Genomic DNA, 21391 nt, shown 5'->3' with positions numbered 1-21391 from the left:
CATGGACATCGACCTCGGCGCCTTGCACTTCTTGCGCCCCTGGTGGCTGTTGCTGGTGCTGCCAGGCCTCGGCCTGCCGCTGCTGTGGCGGCGTCGGCGCGACCTCAAGCGGCAACTGCGCGGCATCATCGCCCCGCACCTGGTCGAGCACCTGCTGATCCGCCCGCGCGACGACCGGCGCCTGCGCCCGGTGCACCTGCTGGCGGCGTTGCTGGTAGTCGGCGCGCTGGCGGCGGCCGGGCCCACCTGGCAGCAGGACATCCCGGCGTTTCTCGACAATCGCGCGCCGCTGATCCTGGCCGTGGACCTGTCGCCCTCGATGGACGCCGACGATGTGCCCCCCAGCCGCCTGGGCGCCGCGCGCCACACCTTGCATGATCTGGTGCAACGCCGGGCCGGGGCCCGGACCGCGCTGATCGCCTATGCCGGCAGCGCCCACCTGGTGCTGCCGGCCACCGACGACCCGGCCTTGCTCGACAGCTTCATCCAGGCCCTGGCCAGCGACCTGATCGCTAAGCCCGGCAAGGACGTGCTGGGTGTGGTGGACATCGCCCGAAGGCTGCTCGACGCCGAACGCAGCCCCGGCACCCTGGTGTTGTTCACCGATGGCGCCGACGCCGATCAGTTTGATGCGCTCGGCCAGCGCTTGGCCGACAGCGACCTACAGGTGCTAGTGCTGGCGGTGGGCAGCCAAGACACCGGGGTGCTGCACGATGCCAAGGGCATGCCACGCCTGGATGCCGGGGGCAATGCCGTGCAGGGCCGTTTCGACAAGCAGGGCCTGCAAGGCCTGGCCGAGGCCGCCGATGCGCCGCTGGGCAGCTTGACCTTGAACGACGACGACCTGGACTGGATCGAACTGCACGCCCGCCAGCACTACCAGGCCGTGACGGGCGACAGTGCCACGCTGCACTGGAAGGATGCCGGCTACTGGCTGTGCTGGCCGTTGCTGTTGCTGGCCCTGGGCGGCCTGCGCAAAGGGTGGCGGGTGAACTGGCTGGCCGGCCTTGCCGTGCTGTGTGTGTTGGGCGCCGCACCCGGGCAGGTGTGGGCGGGCGCACTGGCCGACGCCTTTTTCAGCGCTGACCAGCAGGGCCGCTGGGCCTATGAACAGGGGCACTATGCCCAGGCTGCCGAGCATTTCCATGACCCTTACTGGAAAGGTGTGGCGGCCTATGAAGCGTCGGACTACAAGGCTGCGCTGGCCAGCCTGGCGCCGCTGGACAGCGCGCCGGCGTACTTCTACCAGGGCAACAGCCATGTGCGGCTGTTCCAGTTTGCCCAGGCGATTGCCGCCTACCAGCAGGCGCTGCGGTTGCAACCGGCATTCCCCGAAGCGGCCGCCAACCTGGCGCTGGCCCAGGCCCTGCTCAAGGACTACCAGGACCAACAACAGAAGAGCACCGGCGCAAAGCCCGACAAGGTGATCGAAGACCAGACCCCGTTGCAGGGCGGCAAGGCGCAACAGCAGCACACCGCCAAGGCCGCCTCCGACCAGCTGTGGCTGGACAACCTGGCTACCTCGCCGGGGCGGTTCCTCAAGCGCAAGTTCCAGATCCAGCAGGCCGCGCGCCGGCCGGGCGAGGAGGGCACGCCATGAAGCTCCTGCTGACCCTGTGGCTACTGTATCTGCCAGCGCTGGCGGCCGACCCCGAGGTGCGCGTGGCGCAGCGCCTGGTGCCGGAGGGCGCGATCATGGTCGGCGGCACGGTCAGCCTGGAGATCGACCTGCTGGTCGATACCTGGTTCACCGATGCACCGGTACTGCCGGCGCTCGACCTGCCGGGCGCCGTGGTCAGCCCGCCCACTGGCGAGGCCCAGCACCTGAACCAGGACATCGACGGCAAGCGCTTCTTCGGCCTGCGCTACAGCTATCGCATCACCCCACAGGCGGCCCGGCACTTCGACATCCCGGCCCTGGCGTTCCAGGTGCAGCCCGGGCCAGCCAGCGGGCCGCTCACTGTCAGCAGCCAGCCACTGGCGTTCGAGGCCAAGGGCGGCAGTGGCAACCCCGACAGCGCACAGCCGGTGGCAGCGCAATTGACCTTCACCCAGCAGGTGGAGCGCTCGCATACGCCACTGCGGGCGGGCGACACTGTGACCCGGCGCTTGCGCATCGTTGCCCCGGGGGCGCAGGCGATGCTGTTGCACGCCCCTGAGCTGGCCGAGGTCGCCGGGCTCAAGCGCTACGTGCAGACGCCGGGGGTCAAGCCGTTGAGCGACGGCCGCGGCGGGACCTTGGGTGGCGAACGCGAGGATACGGTGACTTATGTGATCGGCGCCGCCGGGCGCTACCAGTTGCCTGAGATCACCTACCAGTGGCGCGATGCGACGAGCGGCGAGGTACACCAGACGCAGGTGCCGGCGGTAGCGTTGGAGGCCATCGCAGGCGCGTATCAGGCACCGTTCTCCATCAACGACGACCTGCGGGCCATGGGGCATCAGGCCCGGCTTCGGTTCGGTGGGCACTGGCTGCTGCTGGTGGCCGCGGTGCTTGGCGCAGGTGCTCTGGCATGGGGCCTGCGCGCCCGGTGGCAGGCGCTGTGGCAGCGCTTGCGGCGTTGGCAAGCCCGACGCCAGCAGGCCTGGCTCGACTCACCGGGCTATGCCTGGCGCCAGGCTCGCGCACAATGCGCGGCGCAGCCGCCGAAGCTGGATGCGCTGTATCTGTGGGTGCGCCGCAGCAGTGGCCAGCCCGGATTGCTGTGTGGTCGGGCGCAAATTCCCGACGCGATAAAGAATCGTTTGCTAGCCTCTTTCAGGTCCCGTTTCGGGGTGTCGGCGGCGCCTGAACAAGCGCCGATTGCCTTGCCGCGCACACCACCTGCGCAGCATCCGAGCGAACCACAGCGCAGCGGTCTGAAGCCTCTGAACCGCTGAACCGGACTCACCGCGTCATCCGCCCATGGCAAGGAGCCCCACATGCAGCCGCGCCCAGCCGCCCATGCCCTGCGCAGCGTGCTTTGCCTGTTGCTGTTGCTGCCATGCCTGGTGCTGGCGGCAGAGCCTTTGCCGTCCTGGCGCGACGGCCCCTCGCGCCAGGCCATCGTGGCGTTCGTCGAGGCCGTCACCGATCAAGGCAGCAAGGATTATGTGGCGCCCGCCGAGCGGATTGCCGTGTTCGACAATGACGGCACCCTCTGGAGTGAGCAACCGCTGTACTTCGAAGTGCTGTTCTCCATGGACGAAGTGCGACGCCTGGCGCCCGAGCATCCGCAATGGAAAACCCAGCAGCCGTTCAAGGCGGTGCTGGACAACGACCACAAGGCGCTGGCGGAGCAGGGCATGGACGGGCTGCTGAAGATTGTCGCGGCCACCCACTCGGGCATCAGCACCGAGCAATTCCTGGCCCGCAGCCGCAGCTGGCTGGCCAGTGCCAAACACCCCAAGACCGGCAAGCCTTATACCGAGATGGTGTTCCAGCCGATGCTGGAACTGCTCGGTTACCTGCGTGACAAAGGTTTTCGCACCTACATCGTCTCGGGCGGCGAAGTGGCGTTCATGCGCGCTTTCGCCGAAGAGGTCTACGGCATTCCCCCCGAACAGGTGATCGGCACCACCCTGGCCGCCGAGTACCAGGACAAGGACGGCCAACTCAGCATCCAGCGCCTGCCCAAGTTGCTGCATAACGACGATGGCCCGGGCAAGCCGGTGAGCATCGAGGCGGTGATCGGCCGGCGGCCGGTACTGGCCTTCGGCAACTCTGACGGCGACCTGCAGATGCTGCAATGGACCCTGGCCGGGCCGGGCCGGCGTTTTGCCGGGCTGGTGCACCATACCGACGCCAAACGCGAATGGGCGTATGACCGGCAAAGCAGTGTAGGGCGCCTGGACAAGGCGCTGGATATCGCCAACCGGCAGGGTTGGACCGTGGTGGACGTGGCCCGCGACTGGCGCCGTGTCTATCCCTTCGACAAGGAGTGAATGCCACACCGGAACCGCAGGGCACTGGGACCCAGCCAGCAGTCGGAATCCTTCGTGCACGCAGTCGCGGACTTGCGACAGCAACGTGAACGGAGAGCAACGTCATGAAGTCCAGTACAACCTGGTGGTCCGCTGTCGCCCTGGCGACGACAGCCACCTTGGCCGGGGCGGCGGAAAAGCCGAACATCCTGGTGATCTTCGGCGATGACATCGGCCAGACCAACATCAGTGCCTATTCCAAGGGCGTGGTCGGCTATCAGACGCCCAACATCGACCGCATCGCCAAGGAGGGCATGCTGTTCACCGACTACTACGCCGAGAACAGCTGCACCGCCGGGCGCTCGACCTTCATCACCGGGCAGGTGGCCAAGCGCACCGGCCTGTCCAAGGTGGGCATGCCGGGGGTGCCGGTGGGCCTGCAGGCGCGCGATGTGACCATCGCCCAGGCGCTCAAGGCGCAAGGCTACGCCACCGGCCAGTTCGGCAAGAACCACCTGGGCGATCGCGATGAGTACCTGCCCACCAACCATGGTTTCGACGAGTTCTTCGGTAACCTGTACCACCTCAACGCCGAAGAGGAGCCGGAACGGCCTTACTGGCCCAAGGACGACCCGGAATTCCTCAAGGCCACCACCCCGCGCGGGGTGATCAAGTCCAGTGCCGACGGCAAGATCGAGGACACCGGCGCGCTGACCAGCAAACGCATGGAGACCATCGACGACGAGACCACCCAGGCCGCGATCAATTTCATCGAGAAGCAGGCCAAGGCCGACAAGCCGTTCTTCGTGTGGATGAACACCACGCGCATGCATGCCTTTACCCATGTGCGCGAGTCGATGCGTAACCAGAGCGGCATGATCGGCAATGAATACGCCGACGGCATGCTCGAGCACGACGGCGATGTCGGCAAGCTGCTCAAGGCACTGGATGACCTGAAGATCGCCGACAACACCATTGTCGTCTACACCACCGACAACGGCCCGAACCAGTGGTCGTGGCCGGATGCGGCGACCACGCCGTTCCGCAACGAGAAGAACTCCAACTGGGAGGGCGCCTATCGTGTGCCGGCCATGGTGCGCTGGCCGGGCAAGATCAAGGCCGACTCGGTGAGCACCCAGATGTTCTCCGGGCTCGACTGGTTCCCGACCTTGCTGGCGGTTGCCGGTGACGTCGATATCAAGGACCGCCTGCTCAAGGGCGCCGACGTGGGCGGCAAGAACTTCAAGGTGCACCTGGACGGTTACAACCAGCTCGATTACCTGACCGGCAAGACCGACAAGAGCGCACGCACCGAGTTCTACTATTTCAACGACGACGCGCAACTGGTGGCCATGCGCTTCAACGACTGGAAGGTTGTCTACTGCGAGCAGCGCGCGCCGGGTGGTTTCCCGGTGTGGAGCGAGCCGTTCACCTGTTTGCGGGCGCCCAAGCTGTTCAACCTGCGCATGGACCCCTACGAGCGGGCCGATATCGTGTCTGACCAGTATTACGACTGGCTGACGAAGAACGACTACCTGTTCTTCCAGGGCACGCAGAAAGCCGCGCGGTTCCTGCAGACCTTCGTCGACTACCCGCCCAGCCAGCGCCCGGCGAGCTTCAGCATCGACCAGATCCAGGACGATGTGAACAAGAAGATCGAAGAGAAGATGAAAGGCAAATGACCCTGTGAACCGCGAGGCGCGACCTCGCTAAGGCAGCGATGATGGTTTCACCCGCAAGGCCAAGCCTGCCCACGGCTGGCTGCGATCGTGTGGCAGCGGTGGGTTTGGCCCTGCGTTTGCCTGCTGCCTTGTTGCTGCTGTCTGGCGGCGCGGCGCTGGTTTACCAGGTGCTATGGATCAAGCAGCTGTCACTGGTGGTCGGCGTGGAGGTGCACGCCGTGACCACCGGTATCAGCGCCTTTTTCGCAGGCTTGGCCCTGGGCGGCTGGTTGTTCGGGCGCTGGGCCGACCAGCTGGCCCGGCCGGTGCGCTTGTATGCGCTGCTGGAGGTGGCGGTCGCGGTGCTCGGGGTGGCCAGCACGCTGGCCCTTGGAGCTTCGGCCGGGTGGTTCGCTCGGATGGAAGCCAGTATCGGCTGGCTGGCCTGGTGGCTGCCGTTTGCCCTGGTGGGGGTGCCTGCACTGTTGATGGGCGGCACCCTGCCGGTACTGGTGCGCGCCATGGCCCCCGCGCCCGGCCAGCAGGCCCAGGCCAGCGGGCGGCTGTACGCCGCCAATACCGCCGGGGCCATTGCCGGTACCTTGCTTGGCGCCTTTGTATTGCTACCGCACCTCGGAGTGACCGGCAGTGCCCTGGCCGCAGCTTCGATGAACCTGTTGGCTGGGCTGGGCGCCTGGGTCCTTCGGCGCAATGACCAGCTGCCACGTAACGCTCAGGCCAACGAACAGGCGCCGCGAAGCGCCCAGGCGCGCCTGGCAATTGCGTTGTACTGCATCGCCGGCGGGGTGGCGCTGGGTTACGAGGTGGTGTGGAGCCAGTCGATCGTGCAGTTCATGAGTACCCGCGCCCATGCCTTTGCGCTGGTGCTGGCCACCTACCTGTGCGGCCTGGCGGCCGGCAGCGCGCTGTATGCCAGGCGGGCCGACCGTTTGCGCGACCCCTGGGGGCTGTTCGCGGTGCTGATCGCCAGTGCCGGGCTGCTGGCGCTGCTGCAGCTGGCCGGGCTCGGGCGCTGGCTGGTGCTGGTTCAGACCCAGGCTGAGCTGCTGGTGCTGCAGGCTACCGGCAATGAGCTGGCCGGCATGTGCGCACGCTTTGCGGTGGCGGCCATGAGTATGGTGCTGCTGCCCACCGTGCTGCTGGGCGCGGCGTTCCCGCTGGCGGTGCGCCTGGCGGTGGATGGCCGGCGGGTTGGCCGGGATGTCGGCACGGTGGTGGCGCTCAACACCCTGGGCGGCATCCTGGGCGTGGGCTTGACCGGCTTCGTGCTGATACCGGCTGTGGGCCTGGTGCGCACCCTGGCCCTGCTGGCCGGCCTCGCGGCGCTGGTGGGGTTGATTGCGGCATGGCGTGGCAACGCCGTGGGGCGGCCGGCCAAGGCCATGGTGCTGATGGTGGCCATTGCCTGCGTGGCGGTGGGCGTGCTGACGCCGGCGCAACGCCTGGCCGAGCTGCTGCCTGGTGCACGCAACGGCCAGCTGACTTTTTACCGCGAAGGCAAGGGCGGCACTGTCGCGGTGGTCAAGCAGACCCGCCAGGGGCAGGGCTTCAGCCGCCTGTACATCCAGGGCGTGTCCAATACCGGCGATGCCATGCCATCGCTGCGCTACATGCGCCTGCAGGCGCTGTTGCCGTTGCTGATTCACGCTGGCGAGCCGCGTTCGGCGCTGGTGATCGGCTTCGGCACCGGCATCACCGCCGGCGCGATGCTGCGTTACCCGGGGCTGGAACGACCGGTGGTGGCCGAACTATTGCCCGAAGTACTGGCCGCCGCCCCGTTGTTCAAGGGCAACTACGATGCCGTGCAGGACCCACGCCTGGACATCCGCCTGCGCGATGGCCGCCGCGAGTTGCTGCGCAGCAATGAACGCTACGACCTGGTCACCCTGGAACCGCCACCGCCTTCGGCGGCCGGTGTGGTCAACCTTTATTCGCGCGATTTCTACCAGTTGGCCGCCAGCCGCCTGCAACCCGGTGGATTGTTGGCGCAATGGCTGCCGCTGCCGACCCAGAACGATGAGGACACCCGCGCGCTGGTGCGCAGCTTCATCGAGGTGTTCCCCCACGCCTCGCTGTGGACCACGGAATTCCACGAAATGTTGCTGATCGGCTCGTTGCAGCCGCTGCAACTGGACGTGCCACGGATCATCCAGCGATTTTCCCTACCTTCCGTGGCCTCGACACTGGCCGAAGTCGGCATCGACTCGCCCCAGGCGCTGTTGGCCACCTGGATCACCGACCGGGCAGGGCTGGCCCGTTACGCCGGCGACGCAGCAGCGGTGACCGACGATCAGCCGCGTATCGAATATGCGCCGTGGGTACGGCCACGGGAGATCACCCGGGTGTTGCCGGCCTTGCTGGCGTTGCGCCAGGCACCGCCGCTGCAGGGTGCCGCCCCCGGCTTTGCCGGGGCGGTGAACGATCAGTGGCTGACCTTGCAACGCTTCTACAGCCTGAGCCTGCACGCCTACAACGGCAACCGTCAGGCCTGGGCGCGAGAGGCCGGGGCGCTGGTCCGCAGCGATGGCGCCAACCCCTATTTCCGTTGGTTCCTCGGCAGCCCGCAGCCTTGATCAGAAGCGCCAGGTGGCGCCACCGCCGACGATGTGCAGGGCGGCGTTGCGGTAGCTGCCGGAGAGACTGTCGCCCGAGCGGGCCTTGGTCTGCTCGACGTCCATGTCGCCCATCCAGATCAGGGTGTAGGCCAGGTGCAGGTCCAGGCCGTCGCGCAACTGGTAGTTGACGCCCGTGGCCAGGCGCCAGGTGGCGCCCATGGGGTTGTCGACGGTGCGGTCGCTGTCGTCCACCGCCGAGCTGTCGTAGCCGACCCCGGCGCTCCAGCGCAGGCGCGGGGTGGCCTGGTACTGGGTGCCGAGGGAGGCGTGCCAGGTGTCCTTGTATTTGCGATCGACGCTGCGGCTGACATTGCCGACGGCATCGCTGTCCACCTCCACGCCGATATCGCCGAATTCGCTCCAGTCCTGCCAGCCGAGGCTGGCCAACAGCTTCCACTGCGGGTCCAGGTCATGGGCGATGCTCAGCAGCACGGTCTGCGGCACGTTCATGTCCAGTTCCAGTTCGCTCACGTCGAGGCGGCGCAAGGCGATATTGAGCAAGGGGTTGCTGACGTCGGTCACGTGGGGCTTGTCCTTGAATTCGAGCTTCACCTTGCTGGTGTAGGCCAGGCCCAGCTGGGTAGCGGGGGAGAGCCGATAGTGCAGGCCCAGGTTCACGCCCACGCCGACGTCGGTGTCCTGGTATTCCAGCTGGCCGTCCGGCCGATCGGCCAGGCCCAGCAGATTGTTGTTGATGGCCATCTCGGTGCGGTAGTAGCCGTACAGGATGCGCGGGCCGATGCCCAGCGACAGGTCGTCGGTGAGCTTGTAGGCGAGGGTGGGCTGGAACGACACCCCGATCACCGCCGCTTCCTGGGTGAAATAGCGGCCGGCCCAGTCATCGTCATAGTCCAGCGCCAGGCCGAAGTTGCCGTACATGCCGAAGCCAAGGGTCGCGCGCTCGTCGAGCTGGTGGCTGACGAACAGGCTGGCGCCGGGCAGGTACTGCAGGGCGTTGCCGCCTTCGTTGCCGTCGAACTGGTTGGCGCTGTCACGGGAAAAACGGATATTGCCGAGGATGACCTGGGCATTGGCGCTGACCTGGGTGCCCTTGAGCTGGGTGAGGGCGGCGGGGTTGCTCATCAGCACACTGGGGTCGCTGGCCAGTGCGGCGGCGCCGGCGTTGGCCAAGCCGTTGCCTTCCTGGCCGGCTTCGTAAATGAGGATGCCACCGGCCAGGGCAGTGCCGGTGGTGGCGGTGGTGCAGCACAAGGTGAGCAGGGGCAGTAACCGACGTCGTCTCATGGTCGTGGTCCTGACAGGGCTGGGGACGGAGTCGAGGGCACTGCCTGCGCAACCTGGTTGACGCGGTTGCGCCCGCCCTGACGTATCCAGCCTAGACGGCGTTGGGGCGATCCGCCGATGCAATGTGTTCGGCGGTTGCGGTGTTACGCCGTGAAGCCGGGCTCTTGAGGCTCTTCTTGCGGGGTGTCCTGCTGGATGTTGTGGTAGACGGCAGCCGCGCAGAGGGCCAGTAGCCCGACGCTGGCGATCACGATATCGCCCAGCAGCGTGCCGGCGACCAGGATCAGCAAACTGAGGCGGCAGAACATCACCATGACAGCCCTCCATGGCGGTTGGGTTCGAATAGGGTCACCAACATAGCGTGCAAGACGCTTTGATGCAGCGGGCATATCTGCAAACAACGTCTGCAAAATGGCACTCATCGCAGCTACGGCACTTATGCCCATATTGTTTAGCCGCCACTGGCGATTGGCTTTAGTATCGGCGCAGCTGCGCCACCCCCTCCAATCAATCGTTATGTGAAGTATGAATCGTTCGCTATTTGTTTCTTTGGACGGGCCCAAGGGCACCGGCAAAACCACGCTGCTGGAGGCCATTACACAAGCGCTCAGGGCCGACGGCTACAAGGTGATCCGCCTTTGCGAGAAGAAAAGCGACCCCTTCAGGGGTGAAACGATGGCCTTGGTCAACAGGCTCGTCAGGCATCCCAGCCAGGAGTTGGAGTTGCAGGTTTGCGCGCGCCTGGCGGATAGCCGGGCCTGGATTTCGCAGCACGTGCTGCCCAAGCAGCCGCCGGGCAGCATCATCCTGATCGATCGCTGGTACCCCTCCGATGCCGCGTTTCGCCGGACAGTCCCGTTTGCCGAGATTCTGTGGTTGAACATGGAGCGCAACGTGCGTGTGCCGGACCTGCATGTCGGGGTTGTCACCGACCCCGAAGTTTCATGGGCGAGGGCGGCGGCACGCACACGTGGGCTGGGCAGTACGGTGATTCATAAACTGGAAGAGCAAGTTGCCTGTACCCAGGCGTTCGAGCGGGCGGTCGAAGAAAACGGCTGGGTGTTGTGCCGTAACGAAGGCACGATCGAAGCGGCGACGGCGCAGGTGGTTGCTGAAATTCGTAGCGTACTAGTACGCTAATTTATTACGTATCTGGCGGCTAGGTGCATGGCGATGGATGTTCAGCGCCTATGAGATCGAGCGCCGCCCGCGCGGCGCTTCGCGGGTAAATCGCAGCGGCGAACCGCCGCTCCCACAGTTTATTTCGGGCCAATTATTCCTGTGAGAGTACCAGGGCCTGTCTTGGTCCATGTCTTGAGTCATGTGGGGCAGCGGCAACGCCCACACTGAAACCGCGTCGTACCAACAAGGCGGACTAGGTAATGGCACAGAAGAGACTGGCCCGAAACAGATGTGGGAGCGGGTTCACCCGCGAAGCGCCGCGCGGGCGGCGCTCGATCTTGAGGGCGCTGCAAAACCATCGGCATGCTCCTGGTGGCCATTACCCAATTTGAATAATCAGCCAAACCACCACAGCACTTCGCGGTGGTTTCTGATGATGGTTATCAATTTATTACGTAATTGATATGAATGGCGGCAAGCGCGCTCATACCCGTAAACAGCGGCGCCAGACCCCTTTCAAGCTGACTGAAATGTAATCGCACGATCCTGGCGCCTGTGACATCGTGCACCTGCACTGTGACGCTGATTCAGCGCTTTCACGGACACGATATCCACTCCCTAAAAAACTCGAACTGACAGCGCTTGCTGTGAGGAGCCTTGCATGCCTTTCCATAAACCCATCGCTGCAACACTTGCGCTGACCGCCGGGTTGTTCCTGAGCGCCGTTGCCCAGGCGCACCCCAGGCTCCTTTCATCCACTCCGGCGGAAGGTGCGGATGGCGTGGCACCTTCGTCCATCGCGCTACATTTTTCCGAGCAACTTACGACTCAGTTCTCGGGGGCAAAACTGATCATGACCGACATGCCGGGAATGCCAAATTCACCCATGGGAGTACAGGCAGCCGTCGCCGGGGGCAGTGATCCGAAGACCATGATCATCACGCCTGCAGCGCCCTTGACCACGGGCACTTACAAGGTCGAATGGCGCGCTGTTTCTTCGGACACTCACCCGATTACCGGCAGTTTTTCCTTCAAAGTGAAATGATCCATGGGCGACTTGCTGACTGTCGCGATTCGTTTCGCGCTTTATCTCGACTTGATGATGCTATTTGGCTTGGCGCTTTTTGGCTTGTATGGCCTGAGGGGGAAGGAGAGGGCGTCGGGCACGGTCTTGCGCTTTGAGTCGCTGCTGTATTGCACGTCGCTCTTGGGTATAGCGCTATCCCTGGTCGCGCTGGGTGTTCTGGCGAAATCCATGAGCGGTGTGTCGGGCTTCATGGAGCTGCATCACCATTTTTTCCAGATGATTCTCATGGGCACCGATGTAGGCCTGAGCTGGCAGGTCCGCATTGCCGCACTGCTTGTCGCTATTGTCGGCATCTCGCAATACAAGCGCTTTGCGACCGCCAGCTTGTGGGTCGTCACTGTGGCCGGAGCCGTTGCACTGGCCAGCCTGGCGTGGACCGGCCATGGGGCGATGGGCGAGGGGAGTCGTGGCTATTGGCAGCTCATCGGCGATGTTCTCCATCTGCTGGCTGCGGGCGCCTGGCTAGGGGCGTTGGCGGCGTTCGCTTTGTTGCTTCGCTGCAAATCACTGAAAGGCGAACATGAGGCGCGGCTTCTTGCCCGGGTATTGACTGGCTTTGAATCGGTCGGCGCCGTGATCGTGGTTGTCATCGGGCTCACTGGAGCAATCAATTACCTCTTTATTGTTGGCCCACGTATCGATGGCGTCGTGCTCAGTACCTATGGTGCTTTGCTGTTTATGAAGGTCCTGTTGTTTGGCGCAATGATCGCGCTGGCTGCCCTCAATCGTTTTCATTTGAGCCCGCTGCTGGAGCGTTCGGTTCGAAATGGCGAGTATTCGGTTGCGGTGAGTGCCTTGCGTCGAAGCCTGGCATTCGAGCTTTCAATGGCCATCGTCATTGTTGCCCTGGTTGCATGGCTGGGCACTTTGAGCCCTGAGAATGAGCGCGGGATAGAAATGGCTGTAGGACGCTATGCTGATCATATGGCCCCTTGAGGTGCTGATCATGCGCAGGATGATCTTGCTCGTCGCAGCCAGTGTTATTGCGGGCTGCCAGACGCCGATGCCAACCGCCAACCCAGAGATGGCCTGGGTCGACTTGTCTATACCGTTTCCCAACGACAGAGTGTTACTGGCCGAGCGCCTGGACAAGCAACGCCTTGAAGACGGACGTTTTTTCCAGGTTACGCCCGGCAGCCACGAGCTGATGGTGAAGTTCGACTATGAAACCAGCGGCGGTGGCGGCATGAGCATGATGGGCGGGCCTTCGGTACGCGAATGCTACCTGACCATCAATTACGGCCATTTCACAGCGGGACAACGCTATGTGCTCGAGGCTCGCTCGATTGCCTTGAACCCGGAGGCACGGTTGTATGACGGCGCAGGGAAAGTCGTTGCAGAGGTCAGTGAGTTTTATTGCCTGATGTGAGCATGAGCCGTGGGTGCTGGGCATTGCTGGCGGAACCTTGTTGCAGCACACTCGGCCTGATCGTCAGCCAAAGGAACTGAAATCGGATGAAGGACCTATCCAGCGCTGTGCCCCTTGTGATCCTTGACGTACAAGATGCCATTGATCGCCCGAACTGGGACGGCAAAAGCAATCCTGGGTATCTGGCAGTGATCCAGCGACTGCTCGCGCTCTGGCGGTCAAAAGGCTGGCCTGTTGTGCACGTTAAGCACGACGAGCGGACGCCAACATCCAGCTATTACGTAAATGGCCCGTGGAATGGCATCAAGCAAGAGGTTGCTCCGATCGAGGGTGAAGCGGTCATTATCAAACAGGAAAACTGCGCATTCATCGGTACCGAGCTCGACGCCACGCTTGGCAAGATGCGGGTAAAGCGTTTGGTGCTGACGGGGGTTGTCATTCATAACAGCATGGACGCCACCGTCCGCGCGGGAAAAGCACTGGGGTACAGCATTATTCTTCCGTCAGACGCCACGACAGCCGTGCCCGTTGTCGGGCCGAATGGAAAGCGCTGGGACGCTACAACCGTTCATGAGCTGACTTTGGCGATACTCGGGGGGGAATATGCCGATGTGATGTCGTCGGATGAAGTGGTTGCGCAGTTCACGTTGTGAAACCTGACATCGGGTTGCATGGAAATCATATGTCAGCATTCCTTAAAAGGGATAATGCGTAACATACTGATTTTTCAGGTGTTTTTTTGTTGGCACGTCGCTCGCTGTGATCGGATTGCCGGGGCCGCTTTGCGGCCCTTTCGCGGCACGAGGCCGCTCCTACAGGGAGCGCGCCAGACTTCAAGTTGCCACACCGTTACAGCAAGAACGTCTCACGCCGCTCTTCGAACCCTTGCAGCTCGCCATGCTCGAGCAACTGCCTGATCCACGGCCCAAGCAAATCCTGGGGGCTGTCCAGCGGTGCCTGGCGCAGCGCCAGCGCGGTGAAGCGCTGGCGGTTGGCGCTGAGGTTTTCCAGAATCGCCCGGTCCTGCTTGAGGATCACCTTGAACAGCGCCTGCAGCACCCCGCGCTTGAGCCAGGCCGGGGCCCGCCCACGGGCGGTGGCGATGCGCGCGAACAGCCGCAGTTCGCCCTCGGCGGCGGGGCTCAGCCAGGCGCTGACCAGCAGGTTCAGACGCCCCTGGCGGTCGCGGTACTCGATTTCGGCCAGCCCCGGTAAACGGAAACGGCCCATGCTCAAGCCGCGCTCGCCTTCGAGCAGGCGCGAAATCAGCCCTGACTGGGTACTTTCATCGCTGTACTGCGCCTCGACGCCATCCTCCAGCCGGTGCACCCAGGTGCTGATGCGCTGACGTTTGCGGTCGTGGCGAATCCAGCCGGCATGCACGAACGGGGTGTGAAAGCCGTCGAGGAAGTTCTCGGCGGCGTCCTGCAAGGTGCAGCGCACCTGGTCGCTCATCCAGAACAGGTCCAGCGCCTGGGCCTGCTCGGCGGGCGCCACCGGCGCTGCTGCCGGGGGCTCGGCGTCAAGGCTCGCCCACACCAGCCCGTGGGCTTCACAGCTGTGCAGGGCTTGCAGCAACGGCTGGCTGCAGGCCTGCTGCTCACGCCCGGGCAGGTGGCTTAAGCGGCCTTGCGGGTCGAAGCGCCAACCGTGGTAGGGGCACTGGATCTGCCCGTCACACACGCGGCCGGCGCTCAGTGCGGCGAAGCGGTGCGGGCAGCGGTCGGGCAGCACCGCAGGGGCGCCGGTGGCGCCTCGAAACAGCACCAGCGGCACGCCATGCAGGGTGCAGGCCAGGGGCTGGCGGCGCAGTTGCCGGCTCAGGGCGACGGGCCACCAGCCTGCTTGAATGTTCACAGTTTGAGCTTCCTCATCAGGGGCACGCCGAGGCGTTGCAGCAGCACCGCCAGTACCCGCCACACCAGGCGCCGGCCGAACGGCAGGTGGGCCACGTACACCAGGCTGTACTCGATCTGCGGCTGGCCGCCACGCAGGCGTTTGAACGCCGCGGCGCCAGAGCTGAAGTTGAGCACCTGGCGGCGGTTAACCGCCTCTTGCAGGCACAGCCGGGTCAGCTGCCGGTACAGGCCGGCGCGCAGGGGCAGGGCGGTGTCGTAGCCGACGATCGGCGTGCTCAGCAGCGCGCTGTTGGCGAACCAGCCCAGGGCGCCGTCGATGCGCCCCTCGGGGCTGCGCAGGGCGCGCAGCTGCAACCAGCCTTCACGGTGCCCGCGTTGCAGCCAGGCTGCGCTGTAGTGCGGGTTGAGGGTGCTGTATTTTGCCAGGTACAGCAGGTTGTAAAGCTGCTCGATGCGCGTGAAGTCGGCGTCGGCCAAGGCTTCGCCCGGCACCACGGTATACGGGCTGCGGCGCAGCAAGGTGGCGTCCAGGCGGGTGTTGTGGTGGCGCAGGAAGGCCGACTGGTCGCCGGCCCGGCCGTCGAACAGGTACACCTGGCGGCTGGGGATGGCCAGGTAGCCCAGCTTTTGCAGGCGCAGGCGCAGGGCGGGGTTGCTGAAGTCGTTCAGCGAACGAAAGCCAAAGCCATGGTCGGGGAAGGTGCGCCGCAGCAGCGCGGTGATCGCCGGCAGGTCGGCGCCGTCCCAGTCCGGTGGGTACAGGTTGGTGGACAGCAGCCAGTTGTTCACCTGCACCAGCCGGTCTACCTTCGCCGCGCTCAGCAGCTTGTCGACAGCTTGGGTCAGGTATTTGAGCGGCCAGGCCAGCCACGGGCGGCGCAGGCGCTGCAGCTCTTCGCGGGCATAGCCGCTGTAGGCGGTCTGCGGCGACACCACGTAGCAGTTGCCTGCCGGGTCGTTGCCGTGGTTGATGCTCACCGGGAACTGCTGGCTGCCGGTATCGAGCAGCGCCAGGGCGGTGCTGACATTGCCGATCAATGCGCCACCGGCGCAGCTGCGCACGTACTGCCGGGCGCTGCTGTCGTCGGGCGTGGGCGGCTGTTGCGCCAATTGCTCAGGCATCAACAGCTTCATGGGCGCGGCGCCCCGAGCGGCTGGCCGTTCCACTCGATATCGGCGGTGGAGGCGGCCAGCAGGCCGCAGCGCCGGCTCGCGGCGCGGCCGATGATCTCGGCCAGGCTCAGCACCTGGGCCGTCAGCGGGCCACGGTCGGCGCCCTGCACGATCACATCCCGGGCCTGGCGGTAGTCGTGCCAGAAGCCAGGCTTGAGCGCCCGCCGCGGCGCAGCCAGCAGCAGCATCGCCAGGGCGATCATGCGCGGTTGCAGGGTGGCGTGCAGGGTTGGCGCCTGGGGTGCATCCAGCGCCGCCACCAGTTGCCGGCGCTGGTCGTCGAACAGGTGCACGCCGCTGGTGGCCCTGGGGTTGCATTCGAGCACATGGAAACGGCCTTGCTGGTCCTCGATGAAATCGAAGCCCACTTGCCCGGTGTAGCCGGTGGCCTGGCCGAACTGCTCGACGAAGGCGGCGATTGGCGCCGGTGCGCAGCTGTGAAAATAGATGCCCGACCCGCGCCCGACCCGGTAGCGCGGCTGGTAACTGGCGTGGGCGGTAAGCTTGCCGCCCACCAGCACGCTGAAGCTGCAGTATTCCTGCCCGGCGACGAACTGCTGGGCCACCCAGGGCGCCTGGGCGCTGGGCTTGAGCCGGGCCAGCTGCGCAGTGCCCGGGCGAATCAGCGTGTGCGAGGCGAAGCGCGAGTAGGCCGGCTTGAACACCAGGCTGTCGCGCTCGCCGGCCAGCGCCTGCAGTGCCTGGACGTCGTGCAGCACGCGGCTGGGCGGTGCGGCCACCGCCCAGCCCTGGGTCATGGCGGCGAAGTCGCCCTTGTGGTGCAGGCGGTGCAGCAGCGCGAAGTCGCTGGTGAACACCCGGCACAGCGGGCGCAGGCGCTCCAGGCCGTGGGCCAGGTAGAACACCTCTTCACAGGTGGGCAGCAACAGGTCGATGTGCCGCTTGTGCACCACATCGGCCAGCGCCTCAAGCCACGCCTCGGGGTCTTGGCGGGGCTCGGGCAGGCGCACGAAGTGCTCGACCGCGTGGCTGAAGCGGCTCAGTGGCTGGGCCAGCGAGTCTGCCACGTTGACCGACCAGCCGGCCTCGGCAAAGGCGCGGGCCCACTCCAGGCACGCCGGTGCGCGTGCCCCCAGAATCAATACACGCATGGCAAACCCTCGGGCAGTTGCAGCATCAGCAGGCGGCGGCGCTTGCTGTGAGGTGGGGGCGCCTGCCAGTGGCCGAAGCTCAGGCGTGGCGGCTGCAGGCCATGGGCCTGGCAAAGCTCGGCCAGGGCTGTGGCCAGGCGTTGGCAAAGCTGGGTGTGGTCGCCTGCGCCGAGCACATCCACCTGCCAGTCGAGCCCGTGCTGGCGAACCTGGTACTCCTCAAGCGCCGGCCCCAGCATCAGCAGGCTGCGGCGCAGCACATCGGGGTACAGCGGCGCCAGTTGCCGGCCGTCACTGCGCGGCAGCCAGAGCACCTCGTCGGCGCGGCCTTCCACGGCGGCGATGGCCCGCTCGGCGCGGCCACAACGGCAGGGTGCATTGGCAACCCGCAGGATGTCGTTGAGGCGGTAGCGCACGATCAGTTGGGTGCGCCGGGAGAAGTCGGTGATGATCGGCTGAAAGCGAGTGCGCGCAGCGTCCAGCCATTGCGGTTCGATGTGCAGGTGGCTTTCGTTCAGGTGCAGCGTGCCGGCCTCGCAGGTGTAGCCGAGAAAACCCTCGCTGGCCTGGTAGATCTGCTGTGGGCGCCGGCCGAAGGCTTGCTCGACCAGGTCGGCGTCGGGGCTTTCCAGCACTTCGGCCACCGACAGGATGTGCCCGGGGGCCAGCGCCAGGCGCCCGGCCAAGGCGGCCTGGGCCAGCCCGCGCAACACCGTGGCCGGCGCCACCAGCACGTCGGGGTTGTGTTGCGCCAGGCGCGCCAGCGAAGCCTCAAGGCCCAGGGTGAGGTCGTGGAAGGCGAAGTCGATGCGCCGGCTGGCCAGGGTGGTGTACAGGCGGCTGTTGGCGCGCAGGAAGAACGCCACCCGCAACGGTGCCAGCCACGGGCACAGTAGCCGTGGCAGCAATGCCCGCGGCAGGGTGCGGGCCAGAAGAATGCCGGCCCAGCGCTGGCGTTCCTCGCTGCTGATCAGAAACACCCCCTGCGCCCCCGAAGTGCCGCTGGAAAGGCCCACGGTGATATCGCCCAGGGTCGGGCTGAAGTCGCGCGAGCGTTCCGCTTCAAGGGCCACCGGCAGCACCTGCTCGAGGCTCAGGGCGCGGGTGTTGAACCCGGCGAAATCGCCCATCAGGGTGCTTTTGTCCATCAGCGGCAAGGCCTGCAGGTTGGCGTGGCGAACCCCCTCGAAGCGCTGGCTGCGGGGCATCACCCTGGCCATGAAGCCGGCCAGGCATCGGGCCTGCCAGGCTTCCAGCCGGTCACGCCGGCGAAAGCGCAGGGCATAGCGGCTGACGATGAAGGCGCCGAGGCTGCGCAAGGTGCCCATCAGGCGTTCACCGCTCATTAATGAAGGCCTCCCAGGCCTGGGTGCAATGGGACGGCAGCACCGCCAGCGCCGGTTCCCGGCACAGCAGTTGGCCCAAAGCGTGGTAGGTGCGGGTGTACTGCCGGCGCTCGGCGCTGGCGAACCACAGCGCCGGCGCCGCCGGCAGGCGCCCGGCGCGGCAGGCCGGGGCCGACCAGCAGGCATCGGCCACCAGGAACGCCGGCCGGCCCTGGGCGTCGGGGATGAACAACCCCAGCTGCCCGGCGCTGTGCCCCGGCAGCGGCACGCCGATCAGGCTGGCGTCACCGAACAGGTCCAGGCCGTGCTCGAACGGTGCCATCCAGCCCGGCAGCGTGCAGCGCGCACTGGCATCGGCCAGTTGCAGGCGGGCACTGAAATCCTCTGGCAGCAGCCCGGGCAGGTGGCCGCCCAGGGTGGCGCGCCAGCGCTGCCCGCGCAGGCCTTCGAGGTGCCGGTAGTCGGCCTCCAGGGCAATGAAGCGGGCATTGCTGAAGTCGCGCAGCCCGGCGATGTGGTCGGCGTGAAAATGCGAAATGATCACGTAGCGGATATCCGCAACACTCAGCCCCAAGGCATGCAACTGCGCCGAAAGCTGTTGCGCCGCTGGCAGTTGCACCGGCACTGCGCTGCGGTACAGGCGCTCGGGCAACTGGCGGGTAGCGTGGAAGAAATGCTCGGCGTAGCCGGTGTCGTAGAGAATCCAGCCGTGCTCGGGGTGGCGGATCAGCCCGCACAGCGCCGGGAACTGCGCCGGCGCCAGGCGCCCGCCGCGGTCGGCCATGCACGCCAGGTGCTGGCACCAGCCGGCGCGCAGAATGCGCAACTGCACGCTGCGGCTCATTGCGCGCCACCTTGCCGGGCCCGCCACCACTGGGCATAGCGGGCGATGCCCTCGGCCTGGCTGAGCACCTGGCGGTAACCCAGCTCGCGCTCGATGGCGCCGATGTCCAGAGTCTGGCTGAAGGCCAGTACCCCGGCGCCGTAGCGGGTGATCAACGGTTCGCGGCCATCGCCCAGGCGCGCCTTGAGCTCCAGCAGGTGGGCCACGCCGTGCACCAGCGGCCAGGGCAGCCTGCGGGTGCGCAGCGGCAGCTGGAACTGTTCGGCCATCTGTGCAAGCAGCGCGTTGAACGGCAGCGGCGTGCCGTTGCTCAGGTTGTACACGCACAGCGGGCGCGGCAGGGGGCGGGTGAGTGCCAGCCATACCGCATGCACCAGGTTGTCGACGCAAGTCAGGTCCAGTTGCGCCTGGCCGCCGCGCATCAGCGGTATCGCCCCGCGGCGCATCACCCGCAGCAGGCGCGGCATCAGCGTTGCGTCCCACGGCCCGAACACCGCCCGTGGCCGCAGGATCACGCATGCCGGCAGCTCGGCCAGGGCCAGCAGGGCCTCGGCCTGCGCCTTGGTGCGCGCATACTGGTTGACCGGCGCTGGCAACGGCTGGTCTTCGCGGATGCCCAGGCGGTCGCGGTAGTCGAAGTACAGGCTCGGCGTGGAAAGGTGCACCAGCCGGGCGATACCGTTGGCCTGGCAGGCCTGGATCACCTCGGCGGTTGCCTCGAGGTTGGCGTCGCGAAACGCTTGCGCCGAGCCCCACGGCGAGGACAGCGCCGCGCAGTGCACGATGGCGTCGCAGCCTTGGCTGGCCTCGGTCAGTTGGCCCGCCGTCTGGGCGCTGCCGTGGGCCAATGCCAGCCAGCTCACCTGCGCGGGGCTGTGGTCGATGACCTCGGCAGCGGCCTGGGCGTTGCGCCCGCTGAACAGCACCTGCCAACCCTGGGCGGCCAGGTGCCAGACCAGATGCCGGCCAATGAACCCGGTGCCACCGGTAACCAGGACTTTCATCAGAACTCCAGGATCGCACCGCCGAGGGACAAGCCCGCGCCGGTGCCGATCAGCATCAACCGTTGCCCGCGCTGGATGCGCCCGTCGCGCACGGCGATGTCCAGTGCAGTGGGCAGCGAGGCCGCCACCTGGTTGCCATGCCGGGCAAAGATATCGATGACTTTGCCCGGGGCCACCCCCAGGCGCCTGGCCGCATGCGTCATGGCCTGCTGGCTGGCCTGGTGGGGGATGACCCAGTCGATCTGCGCAAGGCCAAGCCCGGCCTGGGCCAGCAGGTCGTCCAGCAGCGCCGGCAGGTGCTGCGCAGCCAGGCGGAACACCCGCTTGCCGTGCATGCTGAAACTGGTCAGCGGCTCGAACGGCTGGTCGATGCGCCTTGGGTGAAAGCGCGAACCGCCGGCCGGTATCTGGCACAGCTCGGCGCCTTCGGCGTAGGTCTTCAGGCGTGAAGCAAGCACCTTGCCGCCGCCGTCCCCCGGGCCCAGCACCGCGGCCGCTGCGCCGTCGCCAAAGATGCCGCTGACCTCCACCTGCTGCCAGTCGAGCCCGCACGAGGCGATATCGGCGCACACCAGCAGCACCCGCCGGTACTGCCCGGCCTGGATCGGCCACGACAAGGTGTCGAGCGCGGCAATGAAACCCAGGCAACTGGCGTTGATGTCCAGCGCCGGTATGCCGCTGTGCCCCAGGCCCAGTTCACGCTGCAGCAAGGCGGCGTTGCACGGCATGCCCTGGTCCTGGGTGGCGTTGGCACAGACGATCAGGTCCAGCTCGTCCAGCCCTACGCCGGCTGCCTGCAGGGCCTGGTGCGCGGCACTCGCGCCCAGGCTTGCGGCGTTGTCGGCGGGGCCGGCGACATGGCGTTGGTGCACCCCGCTGATCCGCGCCACGCTGCCGGGCGCCAGGCCCAGCGGGGTGTCCAGTTCGGCACTGGTGAGCACCCGTGACGGCAGGCTGTGACCGGTGCCGAGAATGGCCAGTGCGCGGGCGGGGCGGGGGGAGGGAGCTGAAACGTGCATGGGTGTTCCGT

General features: G+C 66.1%; 19 protein-coding genes. 10 read left to right on the top strand and 9 right to left on the bottom strand.

The annotated features are described in order from the left end of the window. Position 1: 1 nt before the first annotated feature. From LOY51_RS13480 to LOY51_RS13460, 5 genes are all read left to right on the top strand, one after another. Positions 2–1600, top strand: a complete 1599-nt coding sequence (locus LOY51_RS13480) for a vWA domain-containing protein (protein WP_258646577.1) — start codon at positions 2–4, stop codon at positions 1598–1600. Beyond that, positions 1597–2880, top strand: coding sequence for a hypothetical protein (locus LOY51_RS13475; RefSeq protein WP_258646576.1), 1284 nt, complete (start codon positions 1597–1599; stop codon positions 2878–2880). The genes LOY51_RS13480 and LOY51_RS13475 overlap by 4 nt, the downstream gene beginning before the upstream one ends. A 42-nt stretch (positions 2881–2922) precedes the next feature. Then, positions 2923–3924, top strand: a complete 1002-nt coding sequence (locus tag LOY51_RS13470) for an HAD family hydrolase (protein WP_258646575.1) — start codon at positions 2923–2925, stop codon at positions 3922–3924. A gap of 104 nt (positions 3925–4028) precedes the next feature. Beyond that, a complete protein-coding gene (locus tag LOY51_RS13465; protein ID WP_125858617.1) occupies positions 4029–5585 on the top strand; it encodes an arylsulfatase in 1557 nt (518 codons plus the stop codon). A gap of 41 nt (positions 5586–5626) precedes the next feature. Then, positions 5627–8158, top strand: a complete 2532-nt coding sequence (locus LOY51_RS13460; protein ID WP_258646638.1) for a fused MFS/spermidine synthase — start codon at positions 5627–5629, stop codon at positions 8156–8158. Here the strand turns inward: LOY51_RS13460 and LOY51_RS13455 are convergent, their stop codons facing one another. Together LOY51_RS13455 and LOY51_RS13450 are read right to left on the bottom strand one after the other, a co-directional pair. Then, positions 8159–9445 carry an OmpP1/FadL family transporter gene (locus LOY51_RS13455; RefSeq protein WP_125858616.1) on the bottom strand — a complete coding sequence of 429 codons (1287 nt, stop codon included), beginning with the start codon at positions 9443–9445 and terminating at the stop codon, positions 8159–8161. A 143-nt stretch (positions 9446–9588) separates the two neighbouring features. Continuing rightward, complete coding sequence (locus LOY51_RS13450) at positions 9589–9759, bottom strand: hypothetical protein (protein ID WP_189654471.1); 171 nt, start codon at positions 9757–9759, stop codon at positions 9589–9591. Positions 9760–9970: 211 nt separating this feature from the next. Between LOY51_RS13450 and LOY51_RS13445 the strand changes: the two genes are divergently transcribed. The 5 genes from LOY51_RS13445 to LOY51_RS13425 all read left to right on the top strand — a co-directional run bounded on the left by LOY51_RS13445 (position 9971) and on the right by LOY51_RS13425 (position 13676). Then, entirely contained in the window at positions 9971–10585 is a 615-nt protein-coding gene (locus LOY51_RS13445) for a dTMP kinase (protein WP_258646573.1), read from the top strand. A 643-nt stretch (positions 10586–11228) separates the two neighbouring features. Next, the gene (gene copC, locus LOY51_RS13440) at positions 11229–11612 is read left to right on the top strand and encodes a copper homeostasis periplasmic binding protein CopC (protein WP_258646571.1); all 384 of its coding nucleotides are present in this window, start codon (positions 11229–11231) and stop codon (positions 11610–11612) included. 3 nt (positions 11613–11615) lie between these two features. Continuing rightward, complete coding sequence (copD, locus tag LOY51_RS13435; RefSeq protein ID WP_258646569.1) at positions 11616–12590, top strand: copper homeostasis membrane protein CopD; 975 nt, start codon at positions 11616–11618, stop codon at positions 12588–12590. Between the two features lie 10 nt (positions 12591–12600). Then, on the top strand, positions 12601–13023 hold the full coding sequence (locus tag LOY51_RS13430; RefSeq protein ID WP_125858612.1) for a PA0061/PA0062 family lipoprotein: 423 nt from the start codon (positions 12601–12603) through the stop codon (positions 13021–13023). Between the two features lie 86 nt (positions 13024–13109). Further along, a complete protein-coding gene (locus LOY51_RS13425) occupies positions 13110–13676 on the top strand; it encodes an isochorismatase family protein (protein ID WP_258646567.1) in 567 nt (188 codons plus the stop codon). 196 nt (positions 13677–13872) lie between these two features. Here the strand turns inward: LOY51_RS13425 and LOY51_RS13420 are convergent, their stop codons facing one another. The 7 genes from LOY51_RS13420 to LOY51_RS13390 are packed head-to-tail and all read right to left on the bottom strand — an operon-like array spanning position 13873 to position 21380. Further along, the gene (locus tag LOY51_RS13420; protein ID WP_258646565.1) at positions 13873–14880 is read right to left on the bottom strand and encodes a Rieske 2Fe-2S domain-containing protein; all 1008 of its coding nucleotides are present in this window, start codon (positions 14878–14880) and stop codon (positions 13873–13875) included. Beyond that, positions 14877–16016 carry a hypothetical protein gene (locus LOY51_RS13415; protein ID WP_258646563.1) on the bottom strand — a complete coding sequence of 380 codons (1140 nt, stop codon included), beginning with the start codon at positions 16014–16016 and terminating at the stop codon, positions 14877–14879. The genes LOY51_RS13420 and LOY51_RS13415 overlap by 4 nt, the downstream gene beginning before the upstream one ends. Further along, complete coding sequence (locus tag LOY51_RS13410) at positions 16013–17167, bottom strand: ATP-grasp domain-containing protein (RefSeq protein ID WP_258646562.1); 1155 nt, start codon at positions 17165–17167, stop codon at positions 16013–16015. Before LOY51_RS13410 ends, LOY51_RS13415 begins: the two co-directional genes overlap by 4 nt. Next, a complete protein-coding gene (locus tag LOY51_RS13405) occupies positions 17155–18513 on the bottom strand; it encodes a F390 synthetase-related protein (protein WP_258646561.1) in 1359 nt (452 codons plus the stop codon). Before LOY51_RS13405 ends, LOY51_RS13410 begins: the two co-directional genes overlap by 13 nt. Beyond that, on the bottom strand, positions 18503–19357 hold the full coding sequence (locus LOY51_RS13400) for an MBL fold metallo-hydrolase (RefSeq protein ID WP_125858606.1): 855 nt from the start codon (positions 19355–19357) through the stop codon (positions 18503–18505). The genes LOY51_RS13405 and LOY51_RS13400 overlap by 11 nt, the downstream gene beginning before the upstream one ends. Beyond that, positions 19354–20361, bottom strand: a complete 1008-nt coding sequence (locus LOY51_RS13395) for an NAD-dependent epimerase/dehydratase family protein (RefSeq protein ID WP_125858605.1) — start codon at positions 20359–20361, stop codon at positions 19354–19356. Before LOY51_RS13395 ends, LOY51_RS13400 begins: the two co-directional genes overlap by 4 nt. Further along, positions 20361–21380 carry a beta-ketoacyl-ACP synthase 3 gene (locus tag LOY51_RS13390; protein ID WP_125858604.1) on the bottom strand — a complete coding sequence of 340 codons (1020 nt, stop codon included), beginning with the start codon at positions 21378–21380 and terminating at the stop codon, positions 20361–20363. Before LOY51_RS13390 ends, LOY51_RS13395 begins: the two co-directional genes overlap by 1 nt. Between the last annotated feature and the right edge of the window lie 11 nt (positions 21381–21391).

The sequence above is a fragment of the Pseudomonas sichuanensis genome, assembly GCF_024749065.1.
Taxonomy (GTDB): Bacteria; Pseudomonadota; Gammaproteobacteria; order Pseudomonadales; family Pseudomonadaceae; genus Aquipseudomonas; species Aquipseudomonas sichuanensis.
This window is presented reverse-complemented; position numbering and strand designations above follow the sequence as displayed.